This window comes from Candidatus Eisenbacteria bacterium (genome assembly GCA_013140805.1).
Taxonomy (GTDB): domain Bacteria; phylum Eisenbacteria; class RBG-16-71-46; order RBG-16-71-46; family RBG-16-71-46; genus JABFRW01.
This window is the reverse complement of record JABFRW010000196.1, coordinates 23,432-40,911: the sequence shown is the minus strand read 5'-3', so window position 1 is coordinate 40,911 and position 17,480 is coordinate 23,432. Positions and strand designations below refer to the sequence as shown.

Genomic DNA, 17,480 nt, shown 5'->3' with positions numbered 1-17,480 from the left:
GTCGGCCGGGGCGGAGCGCGGCGTGCGCAGCTCGAGCCGAGCGACGTGGTCCGGCGCGATCACCCGCACGCGTGCGCTCGCCGGCCGCGCGCCGCCCGAGCCGTGCTGCATCACCACCAGCTCGTTGACGCCCGGCGCGAGGGCAACGCCGTAGTACTCCCACGCCTCGACCCCGTTCGCCATCGAGTGCACGCGCCGGCCGACGCGCGAACGCGGGATGCTGTCCCCATTGACGCTCAGCTCGAAGCCGATGCTCTCGACGCCCTTGACCACCACCGTCGCCCGATCGGTGCTCAGGGTGTCGCCGTCCCGCAATCCGAGGAACACCAGTTCGCGATTGCTCTGCAGCACCAGATCTTCGAGCGGCATCGTGAGTCGGGAGCCGGTGTTGGGCGGCTCGGTGGTGGTGGCCGGGATGCCTCCGCTCGCCACGACTTCGTCGACCGCGCGACTGGTGACGGAATAGGACTCGATCTCGGTCGCGATCTCACCTTCGCCGCGCGGTGTGCGCGTGACCGGGACGCGAGTGATCGCGGCCGCGTTCGGATGCGCGGGAGCGATGGCTCCGGACTGGTACAGCGGCAGCGGGCCTTCGGCGTCGAGTACGCCGGTGGAGGGTCGCGCCCTCGGGTCTCCGAGCGCTTCGAGCAGGGGCTCGCCGTTGAACATGCGCCGCACCGCGGCTCCGAGCGGATCGCGCCCCGCGACGTGTTCGCGCCGCGGTCGCAGCACGCTGTCGGCCGGCAGGTCGGCCTCGAGTGCGAAGTCGGCCCGCTGCAGGTCGCCGCGTTGCAGGTCGACGAACGCCAGCCCGCCGGCTCCGCGGTCGCGATGACGCGTGGCGCGCGGCCGCGCGCTCGACGGCAGAGACAGCGGGTCGAGCTTGAGTGCATGGGTGCGTGGCGCGAGCTGAGTGAGGCTGTAGCGCCCGTCGGCATCGGTGATCACCCAGCTGCCCTGATCGGCGTAGAGCCGCACTCCCGGTACGCCGCGTTCGTCGGCGCTGCGCCGGCCGTCGCGATCGGAATCCAGGTACACGGTGCCGAACACCACCGCTTCCTCGGCGAAGACGCCACCGGTCACGCGCACGCGTGCGCGCGCCACGTTCGAGCGCGCGGTGCCGCTGATCGCGACCGCCTCGTTGACCGCGTCGCCGAGCGGGACCGCGGGTCCGAGACGCGCACGGTAGCGCAGCGTCGTGCTGCTCTGTGCGCCGAGAGCTCCGAGCGTGAACGCCAGCGTGCGGCCCGTGACTCCGGCCGGATCCGCGAGCCCCACGCCGTCGCGGCGCGCGCTTGCGACCTCGTAGCTGAATCCCGCCGGAAGCTGATCCTCGATGCGGACGCTCGCGAGCGCTGAGTCCGAGCGGTTCGCGACGCGCACCTGATATTCGATCGCGTCGCCGAAGCTCGCGAATTCGGGACTGGCGGACTTCTCGGCCATCAGCGTGATCGCCGCGGCAGCCTCGAGCGACACCGAGTCGGTGACTTGCGCGGCGACGTTCGACCCGACCGCGCTCGCGAGCACGCGCAACCACGCGGTGGTGCGGTCGGGCGCGTTCAGCGGGACCGCGAAGGTGATCACCAGGTCGGCCGAATCGCCGACCGCGAGCGCGACGGTCGCACCGGACACGAGCGGTGCATCGCCTGCGCTGACCGCGCCGTCGCGATCGAGATCGCGCAGCATGGCGAGGTCCGCGAGGTCGTAGCCATCGCCTGCGAGGTTCGCCAGTTCGAGGCGCGCGGTGACGGCGACGTTCCCGGAATTGCGCAGCCGATGCGCAAACGCGCCGGTCGCTCCGCCGGCGAGCACGGCGCGGTGCGTCGGATACAGCTCGAGCGCTTCGAGCGCGGAGACGATCGCGACCACCGAGTCGGACTCGAACGCGATCGGCGTGAGTGCCGGTTCCACCAGTCCGTGCCCGATCGCGATGCCGGTGATGCGCGTGCCCGGCAGCGGGCCGGCGTGCGCGGTCCCGAGTTTGGAATCGAGCGCGCGCGCGTATACGAGTGGCTCGAGGATCAGCGTCGAGCCGGCGAACAGGAAAGTCGAAAGCGCACTCACGAAGAGCCCGATGAACCCGACCCTTGGAGGGGTCGGGTTCACGATGGAACTTCGCGCGGTGCCGAGTCGAGCCGTCATGAGGGGAGTCCCCGCGTCCTCCGACGCCGGGGAGGGGGCCGGCGCGGAGGTGCGAGGAACCGAAGTGGAGACGCGCGAACGCGTCTCCGCCATCGGCTAGGGGTCGATGCGGATTCCGAACACGATCGTCACCGATCCGCCCGGAGCGAGCGTTCCGATGTTGGCGTTGATGGTGCCCGCGGCGCCGTTCGCCGGAGTGCTGAGTGTCCCCTGCGTGGTCGAGCCCGGAATCGCCGCCGAGTAGGTGGTGTTCGGAGGCGTCGCATCCGCGACCACGAGATTCGTGATCGAGGCGGTGCCGACGTTCGTCACCACGATCTCGTAGCGCAGGCATCCGCCCGGGGCCGCAGACAGATTCGCGAGCGTGAAGGCCACTTCCGGCGTGCCGTCGCAGTTGCCGTCGGTCGCCTGGCGCTTGCTGATCTGGATCTGGCCGTTCAGCACCGTGGTCTGATCCGTCGCCACCGTCGGAGGCGGAGCTGCGGACGGGTAGCCCAGGTTGGTCGTGGCCGCGGTCACCGTCGTCAGATTGACCTGGCCGACCGGAGCACCGGCCGGAGCGAACACGCGCACGAACAGCCGCACATTCGCGCCCGGAGCTAGGCCGCCCAGCGTGGTGAGATCACCGATCGGCTGGTCGATGCCGCTGTCGAAGGCTCCGTTGTTGTTGGAGTCCACGTACAGCACCGAAGTCCATGCCGCCTGATCGTCGCCGACCGTGAGCGCCACGAAGCTGCCGACGCCGTCGCCTTCGATCACGTTGCCGGTGTTCGACAACAGATGGCTGTACGTCACAGTGCCACCCGGTGCGACCTGCAGTGCGTTGTTCGGAACCAGCGCGAGGCTTCGCAGCGGATTGACCGAGACGGCGTCGTGAATGCGATCGGTGGCGAGCGAAACCGGCGAGCGCGAGCGGAAGTAGAGGCTCACCGTTCCCGCCGCGTATCCGGCCGGAACCGAAACGTCGGCGAACACCTGCACGTTGCCGCCCGGAGCGATCGAACCGGTGTTCGTGATCACCGCATTGCCGGCGTTGCGGAACGTCACCGACCAGCCGGCCGGCAGCGTGATCGCCGCGAACGAGGCATCGGTGCTGATCGTCATGTCGTAGGCATCCGCGGTGGCGCCGGTATTCGCGACGAACAGCGTGAAGCGCGTCGTGGTGCCGGGGTTGGTTGCGTTGAGTACCACCGGGGCGCCTTCGGGGCCGGCACCCGCGCCGGGGCCCCCGGGTGCGTTGTTCGTGAGATCGACCGCGGCCGCGTTGATGCTCGTGAGCACGTCGGTGGCGGTCGCCGTGACGCCCGGCGTGGTCGCCGAGGCGGCGAGCTTGTCGATCGAGAACGGTCCACCCGTCGCCGACGGCGGGAGCGTGACCTGCAGCACGATCGTGGTCGAAGCGCCGGCCGCGAGCGGTCCGGTGTCCGCGGTCGGGATGCCGTTGCTGTTGGTGAGCGGCGTCACGCCGTCGGAACGGAACAGCACCACGCTGCTACCGGCAGGGAAGGTGTTGTTCGTGAGCGTGATCTCGAACACGTCGCTGCCGTTTCCGGTGTTGGTCAGGGTGTTGGTGTAGATCAGAGTCGAGCCCTGATTCGCTGCGGCGATGGTCTGGCCGGTGAACGTGAGCGAGGTGCTCTGGTTGACCGTGAACGGCGCCACGTTGGTGCTGAACGGCCCCAGCGTGGTGAACGGATCGGCGTAGGTGTAGGTCGCCGCGTTGTTGAGCGTCTGGGGCGCGAGACCCGGGTTGACGTTGACCTGAAACGTCACCGTGCCCGATGCCCCGGCCGGAATCTGGTTGACCACCGCGCGCACCGAGCCCGCGGTCGAGACGCCGAAGTCGTACTTGATGTTGTTCACACCCACGCCGTGTGTGTCCGACGAGTCCGCGTCGGTCAACACCGTCGCGCCGGTCACCGACCAGCGCGCGCTGCCCGCGACGTAGGTCATTCCGGCCGGGAGCGCGTCACGCAGCACCAGCTGAGTGGCGGTCGCATTGCCGGCGTTGGTGTACGTGAGGGTGTAGGTCCACGGTCCGCTCGGCGAGGGGCCCGCGTTCTGGCTGATCGCCTTGGTCACGTTGACGACCGCATTGCCGGTCACCGTCACGACGTCGGTATTGAACGCGGTCTGCAGTGCGTCGAAGCCGCTGGTCGCGGTGATGCGCGTCTGCGCGACTTCGCCGGCCACCTGAGCGCCCGGCACGTTGCCGACCAGCACGAAGCGGAACACCTGATTCGGATTCAGGGCTCCCGTCGAAGCCAGCGGCGTGAAATTGTCCGGCAGCCCGTTCCCGTCGGCGTCCGCGTACACGGTCGCGCCGGTCAGGTTGAAGTCGTCACCCACCAGGGCGGCGATCGCGAGCGAGAAGTTGTCGACACCGTTACCGGTGTTGGTCAGCACGTGCGGGAACGACGCCTGGCCGCCCGGCGCCACCACCACACTGCCGCTGGCGGTGAGCGTGAGGCTCGCGACCTGAGTCACGATCGTGGTGACCGAGTTGGACGTCGCGGTGCGCGACGTTCCGGATGCGTCGAGATACGAGGCGGAAGCCTGGTTGCCGATCGGCGTGCCGGCAACCGGGGCGGCGAATGCATCGCCGACCGGGAACACCGCAGCCAGCGCGACGGCGCCGGACAGGAGCAGGGCGCCGAACGCCCGGCTCACGCCGGAACGAATCGAAACGAGTGTTGCAGTCATCGAGGGGCACTCCCGTAGCGCGGACACGCGTGGATCACACGCCGGCCCGCGTTGATGCCGCCGCGCTCGCGCGCGGAGGCCGTCGAACGTCGTGGTCAGGGGTGATCGGTCAGCGCGACGAGGTGTTCGTGGCCGCCGCATTCACGGGGGTCACGCGCATGCGTGCGCGCACGATCTCGGTCTCGTGGCCGTCGAGCGTGTCGAGCGTCCACCGCAGCACGCGGTATTCGGACACCGGCACCTCTCGCACGACTTCGCGTCCGTCCGCCAGGCGCACCTTGCGCGTCAGCGGAACCGGGGCGAACGTCTTGCCGTCGAGACTGGCCTGCACGACGGACGGAGCTGCCGTCCGCGCGACGTACTCGAGACCCGCGGGCACCGGGAGCGTCGCGACGAGCTTGCGCACGCCGGTCGTTCCATCGTTGCGGTAGCGGGCCTGGTACTCGATGACCTCGCCCGGCTTGGCCTGATCGCCGGAAACGAGACTCTCCTTGCCGCGCGCGTCGGTCGTGACTCGGTGAGCCGTGAGGTTCACCTTCACGTCCGAAGAAGCCGACGCCGCAAGCGGCGTCGCCATCGTTGCGCACACAGCAAGGAGCAGCGCGACCTTCGAGGGGTGAGGCATCGCTGGATCCTCCCTGATCGGGATGTGCCCCCGCCGTGCCGCCGTCACCGGCTGCGAGCGGGGTAGAGGGGCACCGATGCTTCGACGCATTCCTTGCGGTGGCGCCCTGGGTCTCGGGGGAGACCCATCGAGGCGGGTGCCTTCCGCGGAACTATCGGCCGGAAGATTGTTCCGCTTGAGCGGAAGGAAGTTCCGCTTTCAGGGCCTCGTGCCATCGAAACGGTTGGTTTAGCACGCGATTCCATGTCGTCGGCGCGGTCAAAAGGACTGCGGGTCACGCGGGATCGGTTCTGCGCGGTGAAAAACGTGCACCGACCGCCTCCCAGAAGCAGCTTCGCCCGCGCGGCGAGGGGCGCCGCGCGGGCGAAGGAGGACGAATTGAGTCTGAACTACCAGCCGCCTTTGCCTCCTCGCACCGAGTAGATCGAGAAGTGGAAGAGCGGGACTTTCAGCTCGATGTTGAGCGCGTCGAGCAGAGATACCAACTCTCCCGGCACCTCGCACCACACCAGGTTGACCGGATCCCACCAGTAGATGGACTTGTCTTTGTTCCTCGAGTCCGTGTGAGAGAGCCAGACTGGGCGCCTGAAGCTGTTGAGCGCGGGGTCGCTGATGGAGAGATCAACAGTCGGTGAGCCGTCCGTCGTGACCGCCTCGAGCATCGAGATCGTAGCCGAGCCGTTGAACGCGCCGGCAGGAATCTCGAGCTTCCACTTGCCCGAAACGAGTGTGCCACCGACCGAACCGTCGATCAGGGCCGAGCTCTTCGCGGAGGGCACCGGATTCTTCGCCGAGCTGTTCTTGCCGGCGTGCGCGTGCGCAACGAGTACTGACGTCGCGACGATCACTGCGAAAGCCAACAGCGCGAACCGTTTTGCGTTCTCTACCATGAACTTCATGACTAACCCCCGCCAGCCTGCAATGTCGAACTTCCCGATATGGTCATCAGCGGCCCCTCCGCCCTCTCCATACTCACGAGTAGCGCAATGAACGGGCCACTCGCACACATGCCCGAGTTTCCTGTGACTTTCGGGCCTGCTTGGGCTCGCTCGACTCCGGGTGGAGCGCGTCCTGCAATGGAAACGACTGGAACTTGCATGCTCGTCGTCGAGCCTCGAGTTCTGGCGAGGGTCGCCCGCGCGAGTGGGCGCGATCGGCGACGCGAGCTTCGACGCGATCGTGTGGCAGAACGGCGTGATGTTCCCGACCGACGAAGGCGCGATCTATCGGGAGATGCGCCGCGTGCTCACCCCGCACGGTCGAGCACCCTTCTGCGCGCCGCTTCGCGCTCGGGATCGCGCGAACAAATCGCACCGTCAGGGCGATCGGGGAGCGCGGATCCGGCGACGCGAACGGAATTGAGGAGCCCGCCTCAGAAGGGTTGGGCGCCGAGCTGGGAGGCGCTCCGATCCGGCTACCTTCCACGGCACGATCGGCCGAAAGAATGCTCCGCTGGGGTCCGTGCGCTACGAGCGAACGAGGCGGCGCGCATTCGCGAAGTCGCGATCCTTCGCCGCGCAATCCACCAACAGTGCGGCGAACACCGCGAAGTTCACGCAGCCGAGCGTCTTGAAGATCTCTTCGATCGATCCCCAGAACTCTTGCTGCGGTCGTGTGAGCGCGTTCCAGGGCACGAAGTCCACCGCGGTCGAGGCCGCGAAGCAGGCGACCGCCACGAGTCCCGGAAGCCAGGTGCGCGGCCAGTTGGCGAGCGTCGCGCGAACCGTGAGCCCTGCGTAGCAGGCGCACGCGGCGTATGCGGCGAACACGTAGCCATCTTGATCGCCGAGACCGAATGGTGGAGGAACACCGTGGCGTCCGAGCCAGCGGGCCAGCGACTCGTGAAGCTGAGTCAGCTCGTCGAGTGCCAGGAACATTCCGCCGAGTCCGCCGAAAATCCAGGCGGTGGCCTCGGCCCGTCGGGCCGCGTCGGTGCGCGACAGCCGTCCTACGAGCAACAGGCCAAAGCCGCCCATCGCGAGGCATCCGGCGGTGAGCACGCTGAACAAACCGGACCACCGACCCGAGCCGTCGCGAAAGTCGAGGAAGTAGTAGATGCCACGCCCCCACCACGCGGCCGCCGCGCACAACAGAATGGTGGCTAGCCATGAATTGAGCAGCAGCTGCCAGTGTTCGCGCCACGAGTGTGCGAGCCCCGCCGCGAGCAGGGAGCCCTGGACGAGCGGCGCCTTCGGGAAGGGATGCGGGTCGTGCGCCGCCTCGGCGGTTCGCTCGGGCAAAGCCATGGCCGAGGTATCGTCCGGACGACGCGAGGAGTTGACCCGAGTTCGGCGTCGCCCCGTGCTACCCTTTGGACGCCGTTCCACCCCGATCCGGGATGAGGAGCTGCCTCATGCGCCGCGGTACCCACGTCGTGCTCCTCGTAGCATTGCTCGCACTGTCGGGCGCGCGCCCGCTCGCTGCGCAGTGTTTCCAGGGCGAGCTCGCCACGTGCGGAGCGGAGTGCAGTGCCTGGCAACTCGTGAGTGGTGCCGTTGCACCCGGCTTCACTCACGGGCTGCGCTTTCGCGCCGGCGGCGGCTGCCAGCTGACGTTCTCCTTCTGTCAGCCAAACGCGACGGCGGCATTCGCCACCACGATCTCGGTGTGGGACTCGACCTGCACCGAGGAGCTTGCCTCGGCCGGCGCGACGTGCGACACGCTCTCCGAGCTGAGCTGGGCTGCGCCCTACCCGGGAGCGTTCGTGGTCAAGGTGGGCACTCAGGGTGAAATCGGCGGCAGCTACACGCTGGCCTATCGGTGCGAGTGTTCCCCGACGGTGTTCAGCTATGTCGTGGGTGGAGCCGCGTACCAGGGATTCTCCACGCAGTTCGACGGCACTGCTTCCTTCAGCTACTTCGGCGACATCAGCTCCTACGACTGGACCTTCGGTGACGGCGGCCAGGGCTCAGGTCCCACGACCTCGCACGTCTACTCGCAGGAAGGCACCTACTTCGGTCAGCTCGAGGTCACGGACCCATGCGGCAATACAGCGATTGGACCTTTTGAAGTAAACGTTCGCGACTGCGACGCCAATCCGCCGATGCCGCCGCTCGTGAGGCGAGGCGACGAGCGGCGGACGGCCGCGGGTCCGCCGCCCCCGCGCCAATTCGGTCTCGACATTCGTGCGACACTCTCGCCTGGCCCCGAAGTGATCGGCGCTCAGTCCATGGCGGTCGACACACTGGGCAACGTTCACCTCGCCTACGGAGTGGAGCGCTTTCCTCCGTATTTTGGGACCTCCGAAGCCTCGATCTACCACCGAGTGTGGAGCGCGACCACGCAGGCGTGGTTGCCGGAGACGCTCGCAGTGTTCATTCCGCCGACCACCCGGCAGATCGCCGTGGCGGTCGCCGCCGACTCGCTCTTCAACCTGCACGTCGTGTGGTCGCAGCTCGACGTGAACGATGACCGGCAGATCTTCTACGTCCGTCGCGACACTTCAGGAAACTGGAGTGCTCCGTTCCTGATTCGGGCGATTCCCGATCAGTTGTCGAGCGCTCCGGTCATTGCAGCAGACTTGCGCGGAAACGTGCATGTGGCATGGGCCGAAGGCGACCTCAGCCACAGCAATGTGTTCCAGACGACGTGGAGCGCCACCACGCAGAGCTGGAACGCGAGCCCGCAGCAGCTCACGAATCTCACCAGCGGTCGCACGACGGATGTCTCGGTGACGATCGAGGAAGTCCGGTCGCCCGCGGTCGGTATTGCGCACTTCGGCTGGACCCAGTTCGGGAGCGAAGGCGAAGGAGTCGCGCATCGCATGGTGATGATCAAACCCTCGGGGCAGTCGCAGACACAAGCCAGCACCGACTTCATCCCGGCATTCTCGCCGTGCGGGCTGGCGATCGGCAGTTCGAATGCCGGGCTGCATCTGCTCTTCGACACCTGCTTCGACGGCCGCCCGCCGTCCGCGATCCGTGCGGGCGGCGGTCCACAGCACTATGTCGGCGTGACGACTCCAGGCCCTCCGAACGGCTGGCCGACGTTTTCGCTCGCGCCCGAAAGCATTCCCTCCGGGCTCAAGGGCGGGATCGTTTCGACCCTCGCGACCGACCGATTCGGTGACCTTCATGCAATCACCGGCCGAGGATCGGATCTCACCTATCACGCCCAGTGGAGCGCCAAAGACTCGCTGTGGATGAATGGCGATCCAGTGCGGGATGTGGCGTCGGGATTCATCCTCACGACCGGGCTTGCAGTGGACCACGAGCATCGCGCGCATGCGGTGTGGCTCGATCATCGTGCGCCCGACTCGCCGTGCAGCGGCGAGCTGTACCACGACCTTGGCATCTGCACGCCGCCGCAGCTTCCCGAGTCGCTCAGGGTGACGAACGTTGGAACCGGGCACCAGCTGCAGCTCGAGTGGCAGCCCGGCCCGGACTCGACGGCCTCGGCCAGTCGCTACATCATTTATCGGGCGCTGGCTCGCGAGGCCGTCTACGACTCGGTAGCCGACGTGGCGGGCCCGTCGTGGCTCGACCCTGACTTCCTGATCCGCGGAGCGAGCTACACCTATCGAATCCTGCCCTACAACCTGTGCGGTGAGCGCGGTGACACGACCGCGGCCGCGGTGGGAATTCCGCGCTTTCCGCTCGTCATGGTCCACGGTTGCTGCCTGGCTGGGTTCAACACGTTTGCCACGATGAATCAGTACCTCACGACGTTCGGGCCCGAGGCGTACGCGCCGCAGGACGTCTCGCGGGTCGAGTACGACAGCTGGGGGCACCTGATCGATGGCGCGGGTCGCTTGTCGGCGTTCGTGGACTCGCTGACCCAATGGTATGGCTCGACGTACGGCGTCGCGGCCGACACGGTCGACATCGTGGCCCACAGCATGGGCGGACTCGTTTCGCGCATCTTCGTGCAGGGAGAGGGACGCCGCGTGGGCACGCTCGTCACGTTGGGCAGTCCGCACGCGGGGACGTCGCTCAACATTCTGCTCGCCGCACAGCTCTTGAGTCTCCTTGCGCAGCGAACGCTCGCCTTGCCGCTGTTCGAGATGTCGTATCCGTACATGCGACTCGTGAACAACTGGCTCAAGGACACTCCGCACACCGGCACTCCCTGGACCCAGTGCTCGCCTCCGAGCTACCGCCTAGGCGCCGGGCTCTTCCCGAACCTCGACCCCTTCATGCTTCCAAACGTGAGCGACGGCCTCGTGCCCTTGTTTTCGGCGCTGTATCCGCACGGCTGCCAGCAGCAACTCTTCGCAGGGGTCTTTCATCCCAATCTTCCCGATGACCTCACGAACGTCGCGCCGTGGGTGAGAGATCGGCTACTCGAGGATTCGCTCGGCACCGGTGGCTTCACCCAGACGTTCGCTCCCGGAGTCGAATCCGACTCCTCGGCGATCGCCGACTCGCTGCCGCTGCGCCCGGTCGCGCTGATCGAAGGCCACAGCCTGCAGCAGGGCGAAGCGGTCTCGGATACGGTCGCGCTCGATGAGATGGCAACGGCCTGGTTCGGGACGTTTCATTTCGAGGGGGCGGCCACGCTCACGCTGCGCGACCCCTCGGGGCAGATCATCGATCCTGCATACGCCGCCGGCGATCCTCAGATCGACTATCTCGAGTTGCCCGGCGATGAAGGGACGTGGCAAAGCTATCGAGTGACGACGCCCGCTGCGGGCGCATGGAGCATCACCACGACGGCGACGACCCTTCCGGGCGCGAGCGCCGCGTTCGTCAACTTCTGCACGGTTGAGTCACCGGTTCGTGCGGACCTCGTTCTACCCGCACGCGTGCTGCTGCCGGGCGAAACGCTTTCGCTCGTCGTCGTCGCGAAGTCGGGCACTCAAGCGCTCCCGGACTGCACCGTGGCTGCGCAGGTCGTCGCACCCAATTCGAGTGCAACCCTCGTCCCTCTGTTCGACGACGGAGCGCACGGCGATGGCGCGGCCGGCGACGGAATCTACGGAAGCACCGCCCTGTCCCTGCCGATGGACGGCGACTATGCGGTGCAGGCAACGGTGGCAGGCACGGTCGCGCCGACTGGCGCGTTCACGCGCCGGTCGAATGGCGTGATCATGGTGGGAGATCGCGTGCCGCCGGCGATCGGCCTGCAGTCGCCGATCGGCGGCGAGCGCTACCGGACGAATTCCGCGCAGCTGATCCAGTGGAACGCCGCGGACGACACCGGCATCGACTCGCTACGCGTCGAGTTGTCGATGGACGATGGCGCAACGTACGCGCGCGTCGGTTCTGCGCCGGGCACGGACTCCACCTTTGCCTGGATGACACCCGACTCGAACACGGTTCGCGCTCGCATTCGCGTGACCGCCTTCGACGCCTTGCAGCAGACTGCGTTCGATGTGAGCCCCGCGAGTTTCACGATCTCGGACGCCGTCGACGCGCCGGTTCAAGGGATGTCCCATGCGCGGCCGGCACTCACCGGAGTGTTCCCCAACCCGTTCCGGGCCAGCACGACGCTCGAGTTCAGCCTGCCGCAGCGGGCGCACGTTCGGCTGACCGTCCACGATGTAGCCGGTCGCCGAGTGAGGACGGTGGTTGACGAAGTCCGCGGCCCGGGGCGCCATCGGATGGACTGGAAGGGCGACTCCGATTCAGGCCGGCGAATCAGCTCGGGCGTCTATTTCGTGCAACTCGATGTCGGCGCGACGCGCGTGGCGCGCAAGCTGTTGCTGGTCAAATGATCTGCACATGACCTTGCAAGCGCTCGATCGGACTCCGGGGCAGTCGGCGGTCAGATGTGGCGCGGCTGCGCGTCACACGCCGTCGCTCCTCGCGCGACTCGTCGCGATGTCGCTGCAACTGCTCGCGTTCGTTGCTGGCCCGGCCGGCGCCGCCGCCATCTCGGGGACGGTGTTCGAAGACCCGAACTACGGCGGAGGGGCTGGTCGCAGCCTCGCCGCCGCTTCCGGCGTTCCGCGCGCGAGCGCACGCGTGGAACTTTACGACGCAACGGGAGCGTTCTCGACCGCGACCAGCACGAACGGCTCGGGTGCCTTCAACCTGTCGGGGCTCGGTGCCGGGACCTATTTCGTGAGAGTCGTCAATGCCTCTGTGAGTTCCTCCCGCTCCGGCTACGTTGCGGGTGTCCATCTGGCGGTTCAAACCCATCGCACGGACGCAACCAGCGGAACACCGGTCGCGGTGACGGATTTCGTCGGTGGCACGAACCCGGCCGTTGCAGACCCCGGCAACGCGGGGGTTGGTGCGTCTTTCAACACGTCGACGTTCGCATTCACGTCCGGCCTGTCAGGAACCGCGCAGTCGGTCACCCGCGTCGCCCTCGGTGTCGCCGACGTAAGTCAGGCGGATTTTGGATTCTGTTTCGACGTGATCGTCAATACCAACGGCGCCGGCCAGGGTTCACTGCGCCAGTTGCTCGTCAATTCGAACGCTTTGCTGATCGGCGGGCTTGCGCAGGTGGGCCGATCACCGGGTGTCGAGCACGCGATCTGGATGATTCCGAACGGGACCGCGAGCCCAGGGCTGCGTGCGGCCTTCAACCTGTTTGGCGGGAGTATCGCGCTCATCGCCCCGACGACCGCACTCCCGGCGATTGCGGATCCGCTGGCGCTCGATGCGCAAACTCAACCGGGCTGGACCAGCGCGCCGATCGTGAGGCTCGATGGGTCCGCGGCGACCGGGGCGGTTGACGGGCTTTCGGTGGCCGCGAGCGGGCTCGGCACCGAGATCCGTGGCCTGATCGTCACGCGCTTCAGCCGCGACGGTGTGTCGATTCAAGCCGGGGCAGGCGGGGTCACGGTTGCGGGCTGTTGGATCGGGTCGACCGGCAATGGCTCGACACTGGTGGGGAATGCCGACGACGGGATCGAGATTGCAGGTGGTACCGCGCACATTGGTGGCATCGGGCCCTACGACGGAAACGTGATCACCAACAACGGGGACGAAGGCATCAACATTTCGGGCGGGGGCGCGGTGGCGACGGTGATCCTGGGCAACATCATCGGCCTTGATCCGAACGGCGCGTCGGGCGGAGGCAACGGCGACGTCGGCATTGCGATCCTGGCCGGGGCGAACGACACGATTGGCGGGCCATTGCCCGCGGCTCGCAACTCGATTTCAAGGAACTACGAGGGCATCGAGATCGGAACGCCGAATAACGTCATCATCGGGAACTATGTTGGAACCGACGTGACCGGAACGCTCGACCGCGGGCAGCGCAGTGACGACGGAATCGAGCTGATTAATGGAGCGGTCGGGAACCGCATCGGTGGCACGGGCGCAGCGGACGGGAATCTGATCGCGTTCAACGCGCTGAACGGCGTCAATGTGGCGGCTGGATCTGGGAACGCTGTGCTCGGCAATCGGATCCATTCAAACCAGCTGCTCGGAATCGACCTCCGCAACGATGGCGTCTCCCCGAACAACGGGACGGTAGCCGCTGGGCAACCGAACCTGTCCATGGACTCACCGGTCTTCACCTCGGCCGTCCTGTCGTTCTCAACCCTGACGCTGGCCGGCTACGTGGGATCGGCTCCGGGGCAGGCGACGTTCGCGAACGCGCGGGTCGAGCTGTTTCGCAGCGATCTCGACGGGACCGGATTCGGTGAGGGCCGCAGTCTGCTTGGGAGCCTGACGACCAATGCAACGGGCCAGTTCTCGGGAATCCTCAGCGTGAGCGGACTGGTGGCCGGGGATCAGGTGACCGGCACCGCAACCGACGGATCAGGCAACACCTCGGAGTTCGGTGCCGACCGCGTCGTGACCGCCGGCGGGGGGCCGCTCGCGATCACGAAGCGTGCGTTCCTGCCTGGCGGTACCCCGCTCAATTCCGGCATGACCCTGCCGCGCGGGACGCGCTTTCAATTCATGCTTTACGTGAGCAACAACGGACCGGCCGTGAACGACGTCACGCTGCGCGACCTCCTCGACCCCGCCTTCGAGTACGAGCCGGGGTCCCTACGGGTGACGATGGCGCCGTCGAACTGCCTCGGTGCCAACTGTACCGCTGCGGAGGAGGCCACGATGTACGCGCTCTCAGCCGCGGCGCCGTCCAGCTCGGACGGAATCGACGGCGACGTGGCTGCATTCAGCGCCGGCACGGTTCACGCCGGCAACCAGAATGTCGCGAACGCGCGGCTGGATGTTCCCGCCAATCGAGCCTGCGTGCTTCTGTTTACGGTGCATGCGCGGTAGGAACGCCGCGCGGGAGCACGCGGCGAAGCGCCCCGCGGCCCGGAGAGGCTGGATCTCCTGGTCATTGCGCTGCTTGCTTACATTGTCCCTCGCGGCTGCGGGCTGCTCCCGTTCGGTCACTGGCCCGAACGGCCCGGTCGCGACGACGCACGTCGGTCTCACTGCGAATCCCAGTGATTTCACGCTCGCAGATTCAATCGGCTCAGCGCTTCAGACGGCGCTCGCCACTGGTGCGTCGTTCCAGATGATCACCCCACTCTGGAACGAAATCGAAAACGTACCCGGCGCGCTGAACGTTTCCAACCAGCGGCTGTACCTTCAGGTCTTCCGCGCTTTCGGCTTCACGAGCTTCGTCAATCTGCGCCCGGTCGACACGAATCAACGGGGCACGCCGCCCGATCTCGCCGGGCTCGCGTGGGACGATCCGACGATGCTCGCGCGCTGGGACGTCGCGTTGGACTCGCTCATCGAGCTGGTGCGCGAAACTCCGCAGATCGCGCTTGCAGTCGGCAACGAGGTCGACGGGTACTTCTCGTCACACCTCTCGGAACTGCCGGCATTTATTCGCTTCTATCGTCACTCGCTCGCGCGCTTGCACGCGGCGTTGCCCGGCATCCCGATTGGGATCGTGACCGGCGCCCCGGTTGGAAACCCAGACGCGTGGATCGGAGACACGCTGAACGCCTACAGCGACATTGTGCTCTACACCTACTATCCGTTCGACGCTGGGACCGACTTCCAGCATCGCCTGCCCGCTACGTTTGAGCCCGACATGGCGCAAATGCGATCACGTGCTCGGGCGCTCAACAAGCCAATCGCTTTCACGGAGATCGGATACGCGTCGTCACCCGCTTGCAACAGCAGCGATGCGGCGCAGGCGGAGTTCGTACGGCGCTTCAAGACCTACTTTCGAGCGGTGCCTCGCTCCGAGGCGCTGTTCGCGAACTACTTTCTTCTGACGGACTGGTCGAGCGGCACGCTCCAGATCCTCTTCGATTACTACCGGTTCGTATCGCCGGGCTTCGCCGGCTACCTGGGAACGCTGGGACTGCGCGACACCCTGGGTGCGCCGAAACCAGCGTGGGAGGCGTGGAAGGGGGTACGCTGAACACGCGCGCACCGGGTCGCGTCGTGAGAGGCGAGCCTGATTCGGCCGTAGAGCGCGGCCAACTCTTGTGGCAATAGCCGGCGACAACTCGCCGACTCGGCGGCGGCGTGTTCGTGTCAAAGTGGGGCTCGGCGGGCTCCGGCAACGGCCAGTTCAACCAGCCGCACGGTCTCGCGACCGATGCCGCCGGTAACGTCTTCGTGGCCGACAACCAAAACCAGCGCATGCAAAGATTCGGCGCCCCTCCCACGGAAACCCACGCGTCGAGCTGGGGCCAGATCAAGTCGCGCTTTCGGTAGCGCGCCACCGGCGATATCTATCGGGCCGGCGGTGCCTTCCTCCCCCCGCCGGCCCGCGAAGGGGAACTCTGATCTGTCGATGTAGCGGAACGTGCTCTGCCGGATCGCACAGGCCACGGTGAGCGAGCGCTTCCCGACCGATCCGCCGAAGTTCTTCGCCGTTCGGTTCGGTTTTCACGAGAGCGGGGCGATTCCCGATTCGCTGGCGCGGCCTGATGCGCGGGAACGCGACCATCACGGTGCTGCGACGACCAATTGAATCCGGGCCTTGCGGGAGACCCGAACACGGTCGAGGAGGCGGTCGCCGAGAGCCTTCGGGCAGAGCTGGGTGATGCACCGGTGCGGCTCGGATTGCACAGCATCGTGATCGAGGCGCGCGCATAACCCCTTGACTTGCAGGCGCCTGGCCGCAGCAGTGGAGACTTGGCGAACTCCTTAGAAGCGGCTATATTACAGACGCACTCTAACGCATACGTGAGGGTTTGAACTTGGCCACTCCGATGAGAGCGAAGACCGATCGGATCCGTGTCGGCGATCTGGCACGCGAGACCGGCAAGACCGTGCGGGCGATCCACCTCTATGAAGAGATGGGCCTGCTCACGCCGGTCACACGCACCAGCGGCGGCTTCCGCCTCTACGATCGCTCCGCGATCGATCGCGTCAAGTGGATGGACATGCTGCACGGTCTGGGATTCTCGCTTCAGGAAATGCGAGATGTCTTGCGCGAGTGGTGGCAGGCGGATCTCGGTCCCGACGCCATGAAGCGCCTGCGCGAGGTGTTCGAGGAGCGGCTCATCGCGACGCGCGAGACGATCAAACGGCAGCGCGAACTCGAGCACGAACTGCTCGCGGGGCTCGCGTATCTCGAGACCTGCAATCAGTGCGGCACCAACGAATCGGCGGTGGGATGCGTGCACTGCGAGCTGGATCACGGCGTTGCCCGCGAACCGGTGCTGGTCGCCGGTTTCAAGTCGGCGCCCGAGCGCGGATCGGGGGCGCGTTCGAATCGCAGCTCATTCGTGCCGCTCGCCGAGATCGCGGGATCCGAAGTGAAGTCGATGGACGCGCCCGCCCGTGGACCCCGGTCCCGGGCATGAAGACGACGCAAGCGGGAAAGGAGCACCGGCAGCAATGATCACGATGACCGAGGCGGCGAAGGGCAAGGTGAAGGATCTGCTCACGCAGCGCGGCACTCCCGAGGGCGGCCTTCGCATCGGCGTGCGCGGCGGCGGCTGTTCGGGCAACTCTTATTTCATGGAGTTCTGTGAAGCCGAAAGCCCGGGCGATGAAATCTTCGACACCGGCGGCGTGAAGCTGTTCGTGGACCTCAAGAGCGCGGTCCTGCTGACCGGCACCGAGATCGATTTCGTCCAGGGCCTGATGGGCGCTGGATTCAAGTTCAACAATCCAAACGTGAGACATAGCTGCGCCTGCGGCGATAGTTTCTCCGCCTAGTCGCGTGGACCGGAAAGGAC

General features: G+C 66.7%; 12 protein-coding genes. 7 read left to right on the top strand and 5 right to left on the bottom strand.

Annotated features, from left to right (window positions below; translation table 11 throughout):
• From HOP12_15110 to HOP12_15095, 4 genes are all read right to left on the bottom strand, one after another.
• Positions 1 to 2,106, bottom strand: a 2,106-nt coding sequence (locus tag HOP12_15110) for a DUF11 domain-containing protein (GenBank protein ID NOT35473.1), incomplete at its 3' end; no start/stop codon positions are given.
• Positions 2,107 to 2,238: 132 nt separating this feature from the next.
• Positions 2,239 to 4,845 (bottom strand): DUF11 domain-containing protein, encoded by a 2,607-nt coding sequence (locus HOP12_15105; GenBank protein ID NOT35472.1) that lies wholly within the window; start codon positions 4,843 to 4,845, stop codon positions 2,239 to 2,241.
• Between the two features lie 109 nt (positions 4,846 to 4,954).
• Positions 4,955 to 5,470, bottom strand: coding sequence for a hypothetical protein (locus HOP12_15100; protein NOT35471.1), 516 nt, complete (start codon positions 5,468 to 5,470; stop codon positions 4,955 to 4,957).
• Between the two features lie 389 nt (positions 5,471 to 5,859).
• Positions 5,860 to 6,477 (bottom strand): hypothetical protein, encoded by a 618-nt coding sequence (locus tag HOP12_15095; GenBank protein ID NOT35470.1) that lies wholly within the window; start codon positions 6,475 to 6,477, stop codon positions 5,860 to 5,862.
• Between the two features lie 28 nt (positions 6,478 to 6,505).
• Between HOP12_15095 and HOP12_15090 the strand changes: the two genes are divergently transcribed.
• On the top strand, positions 6,506 to 6,832 hold the full coding sequence (locus HOP12_15090; protein NOT35469.1) for a methyltransferase domain-containing protein: 327 nt from the start codon (positions 6,506 to 6,508) through the stop codon (positions 6,830 to 6,832).
• A gap of 104 nt (positions 6,833 to 6,936) precedes the next feature.
• Here HOP12_15090 and HOP12_15085 read toward each other — a convergent pair whose 3' ends face one another.
• Positions 6,937 to 7,716, bottom strand: a complete 780-nt coding sequence (locus HOP12_15085; GenBank protein ID NOT35468.1) for a hypothetical protein — start codon at positions 7,714 to 7,716, stop codon at positions 6,937 to 6,939.
• Positions 7,717 to 7,823: 107 nt separating this feature from the next.
• Here HOP12_15085 and HOP12_15080 point away from each other — a divergent pair, with 107 nt between their 5' ends.
• The 6 genes from HOP12_15080 to HOP12_15055 all read left to right on the top strand — a co-directional run bounded on the left by HOP12_15080 (position 7,824) and on the right by HOP12_15055 (position 17,460).
• Positions 7,824 to 12,125 (top strand): PKD domain-containing protein, encoded by a 4,302-nt coding sequence (locus HOP12_15080; protein NOT35467.1) that lies wholly within the window; start codon positions 7,824 to 7,826, stop codon positions 12,123 to 12,125.
• 7 nt (positions 12,126 to 12,132) lie between these two features.
• Positions 12,133 to 14,598, top strand: coding sequence for a T9SS type A sorting domain-containing protein (locus HOP12_15075; protein ID NOT35466.1), 2,466 nt, complete (start codon positions 12,133 to 12,135; stop codon positions 14,596 to 14,598).
• Between the two features lie 244 nt (positions 14,599 to 14,842).
• On the top strand, positions 14,843 to 15,706 hold the full coding sequence (locus HOP12_15070) for a hypothetical protein (GenBank protein ID NOT35465.1): 864 nt from the start codon (positions 14,843 to 14,845) through the stop codon (positions 15,704 to 15,706).
• A gap of 107 nt (positions 15,707 to 15,813) precedes the next feature.
• The gene (locus HOP12_15065) at positions 15,814 to 16,005 is read left to right on the top strand and encodes a hypothetical protein (GenBank protein NOT35464.1); all 192 of its coding nucleotides are present in this window, start codon (positions 15,814 to 15,816) and stop codon (positions 16,003 to 16,005) included.
• 500 nt (positions 16,006 to 16,505) lie between these two features.
• Complete coding sequence (locus HOP12_15060; protein NOT35463.1) at positions 16,506 to 17,102, top strand: MerR family transcriptional regulator; 597 nt, start codon at positions 16,506 to 16,508, stop codon at positions 17,100 to 17,102.
• A gap of 34 nt (positions 17,103 to 17,136) precedes the next feature.
• Positions 17,137 to 17,460, top strand: coding sequence for an iron-sulfur cluster assembly accessory protein (locus HOP12_15055; protein ID NOT35462.1), 324 nt, complete (start codon positions 17,137 to 17,139; stop codon positions 17,458 to 17,460).
• Positions 17,461 to 17,480: the final 20 nt, after the last annotated feature.

Excerpts from the sequence above, each read along its gene's own strand:
- HOP12_15105 (NOT35472.1), bottom strand. The coding sequence starts at position 4,845 with ATGACTGCAACACTCGTTTCGATTCGTTCCGGCGTGAGCCGGGCGTTC.
- HOP12_15100 (NOT35471.1), bottom strand. The coding sequence starts at position 5,470 with ATGCCTCACCCCTCGAAGGTCGCGCTGCTCCTTGCTGTGTGCGCAACG.
- HOP12_15085 (NOT35468.1), bottom strand. The coding sequence starts at position 7,716 with ATGGCTTTGCCCGAGCGAACCGCCGAGGCGGCGCACGACCCGCATCCC.
- HOP12_15080 (NOT35467.1), top strand. The coding sequence starts at position 7,824 with ATGCGCCGCGGTACCCACGTCGTGCTCCTCGTAGCATTGCTCGCACTG.
- HOP12_15075 (NOT35466.1), top strand. The coding sequence starts at position 12,133 with ATGACCTTGCAAGCGCTCGATCGGACTCCGGGGCAGTCGGCGGTCAGA.
- HOP12_15070 (NOT35465.1), top strand. The coding sequence starts at position 14,843 with ATGATCACCCCACTCTGGAACGAAATCGAAAACGTACCCGGCGCGCTG.
- HOP12_15060 (NOT35463.1), top strand. The coding sequence starts at position 16,506 with ATGAGAGCGAAGACCGATCGGATCCGTGTCGGCGATCTGGCACGCGAG.
- HOP12_15055 (NOT35462.1), top strand. The coding sequence starts at position 17,137 with ATGATCACGATGACCGAGGCGGCGAAGGGCAAGGTGAAGGATCTGCTC.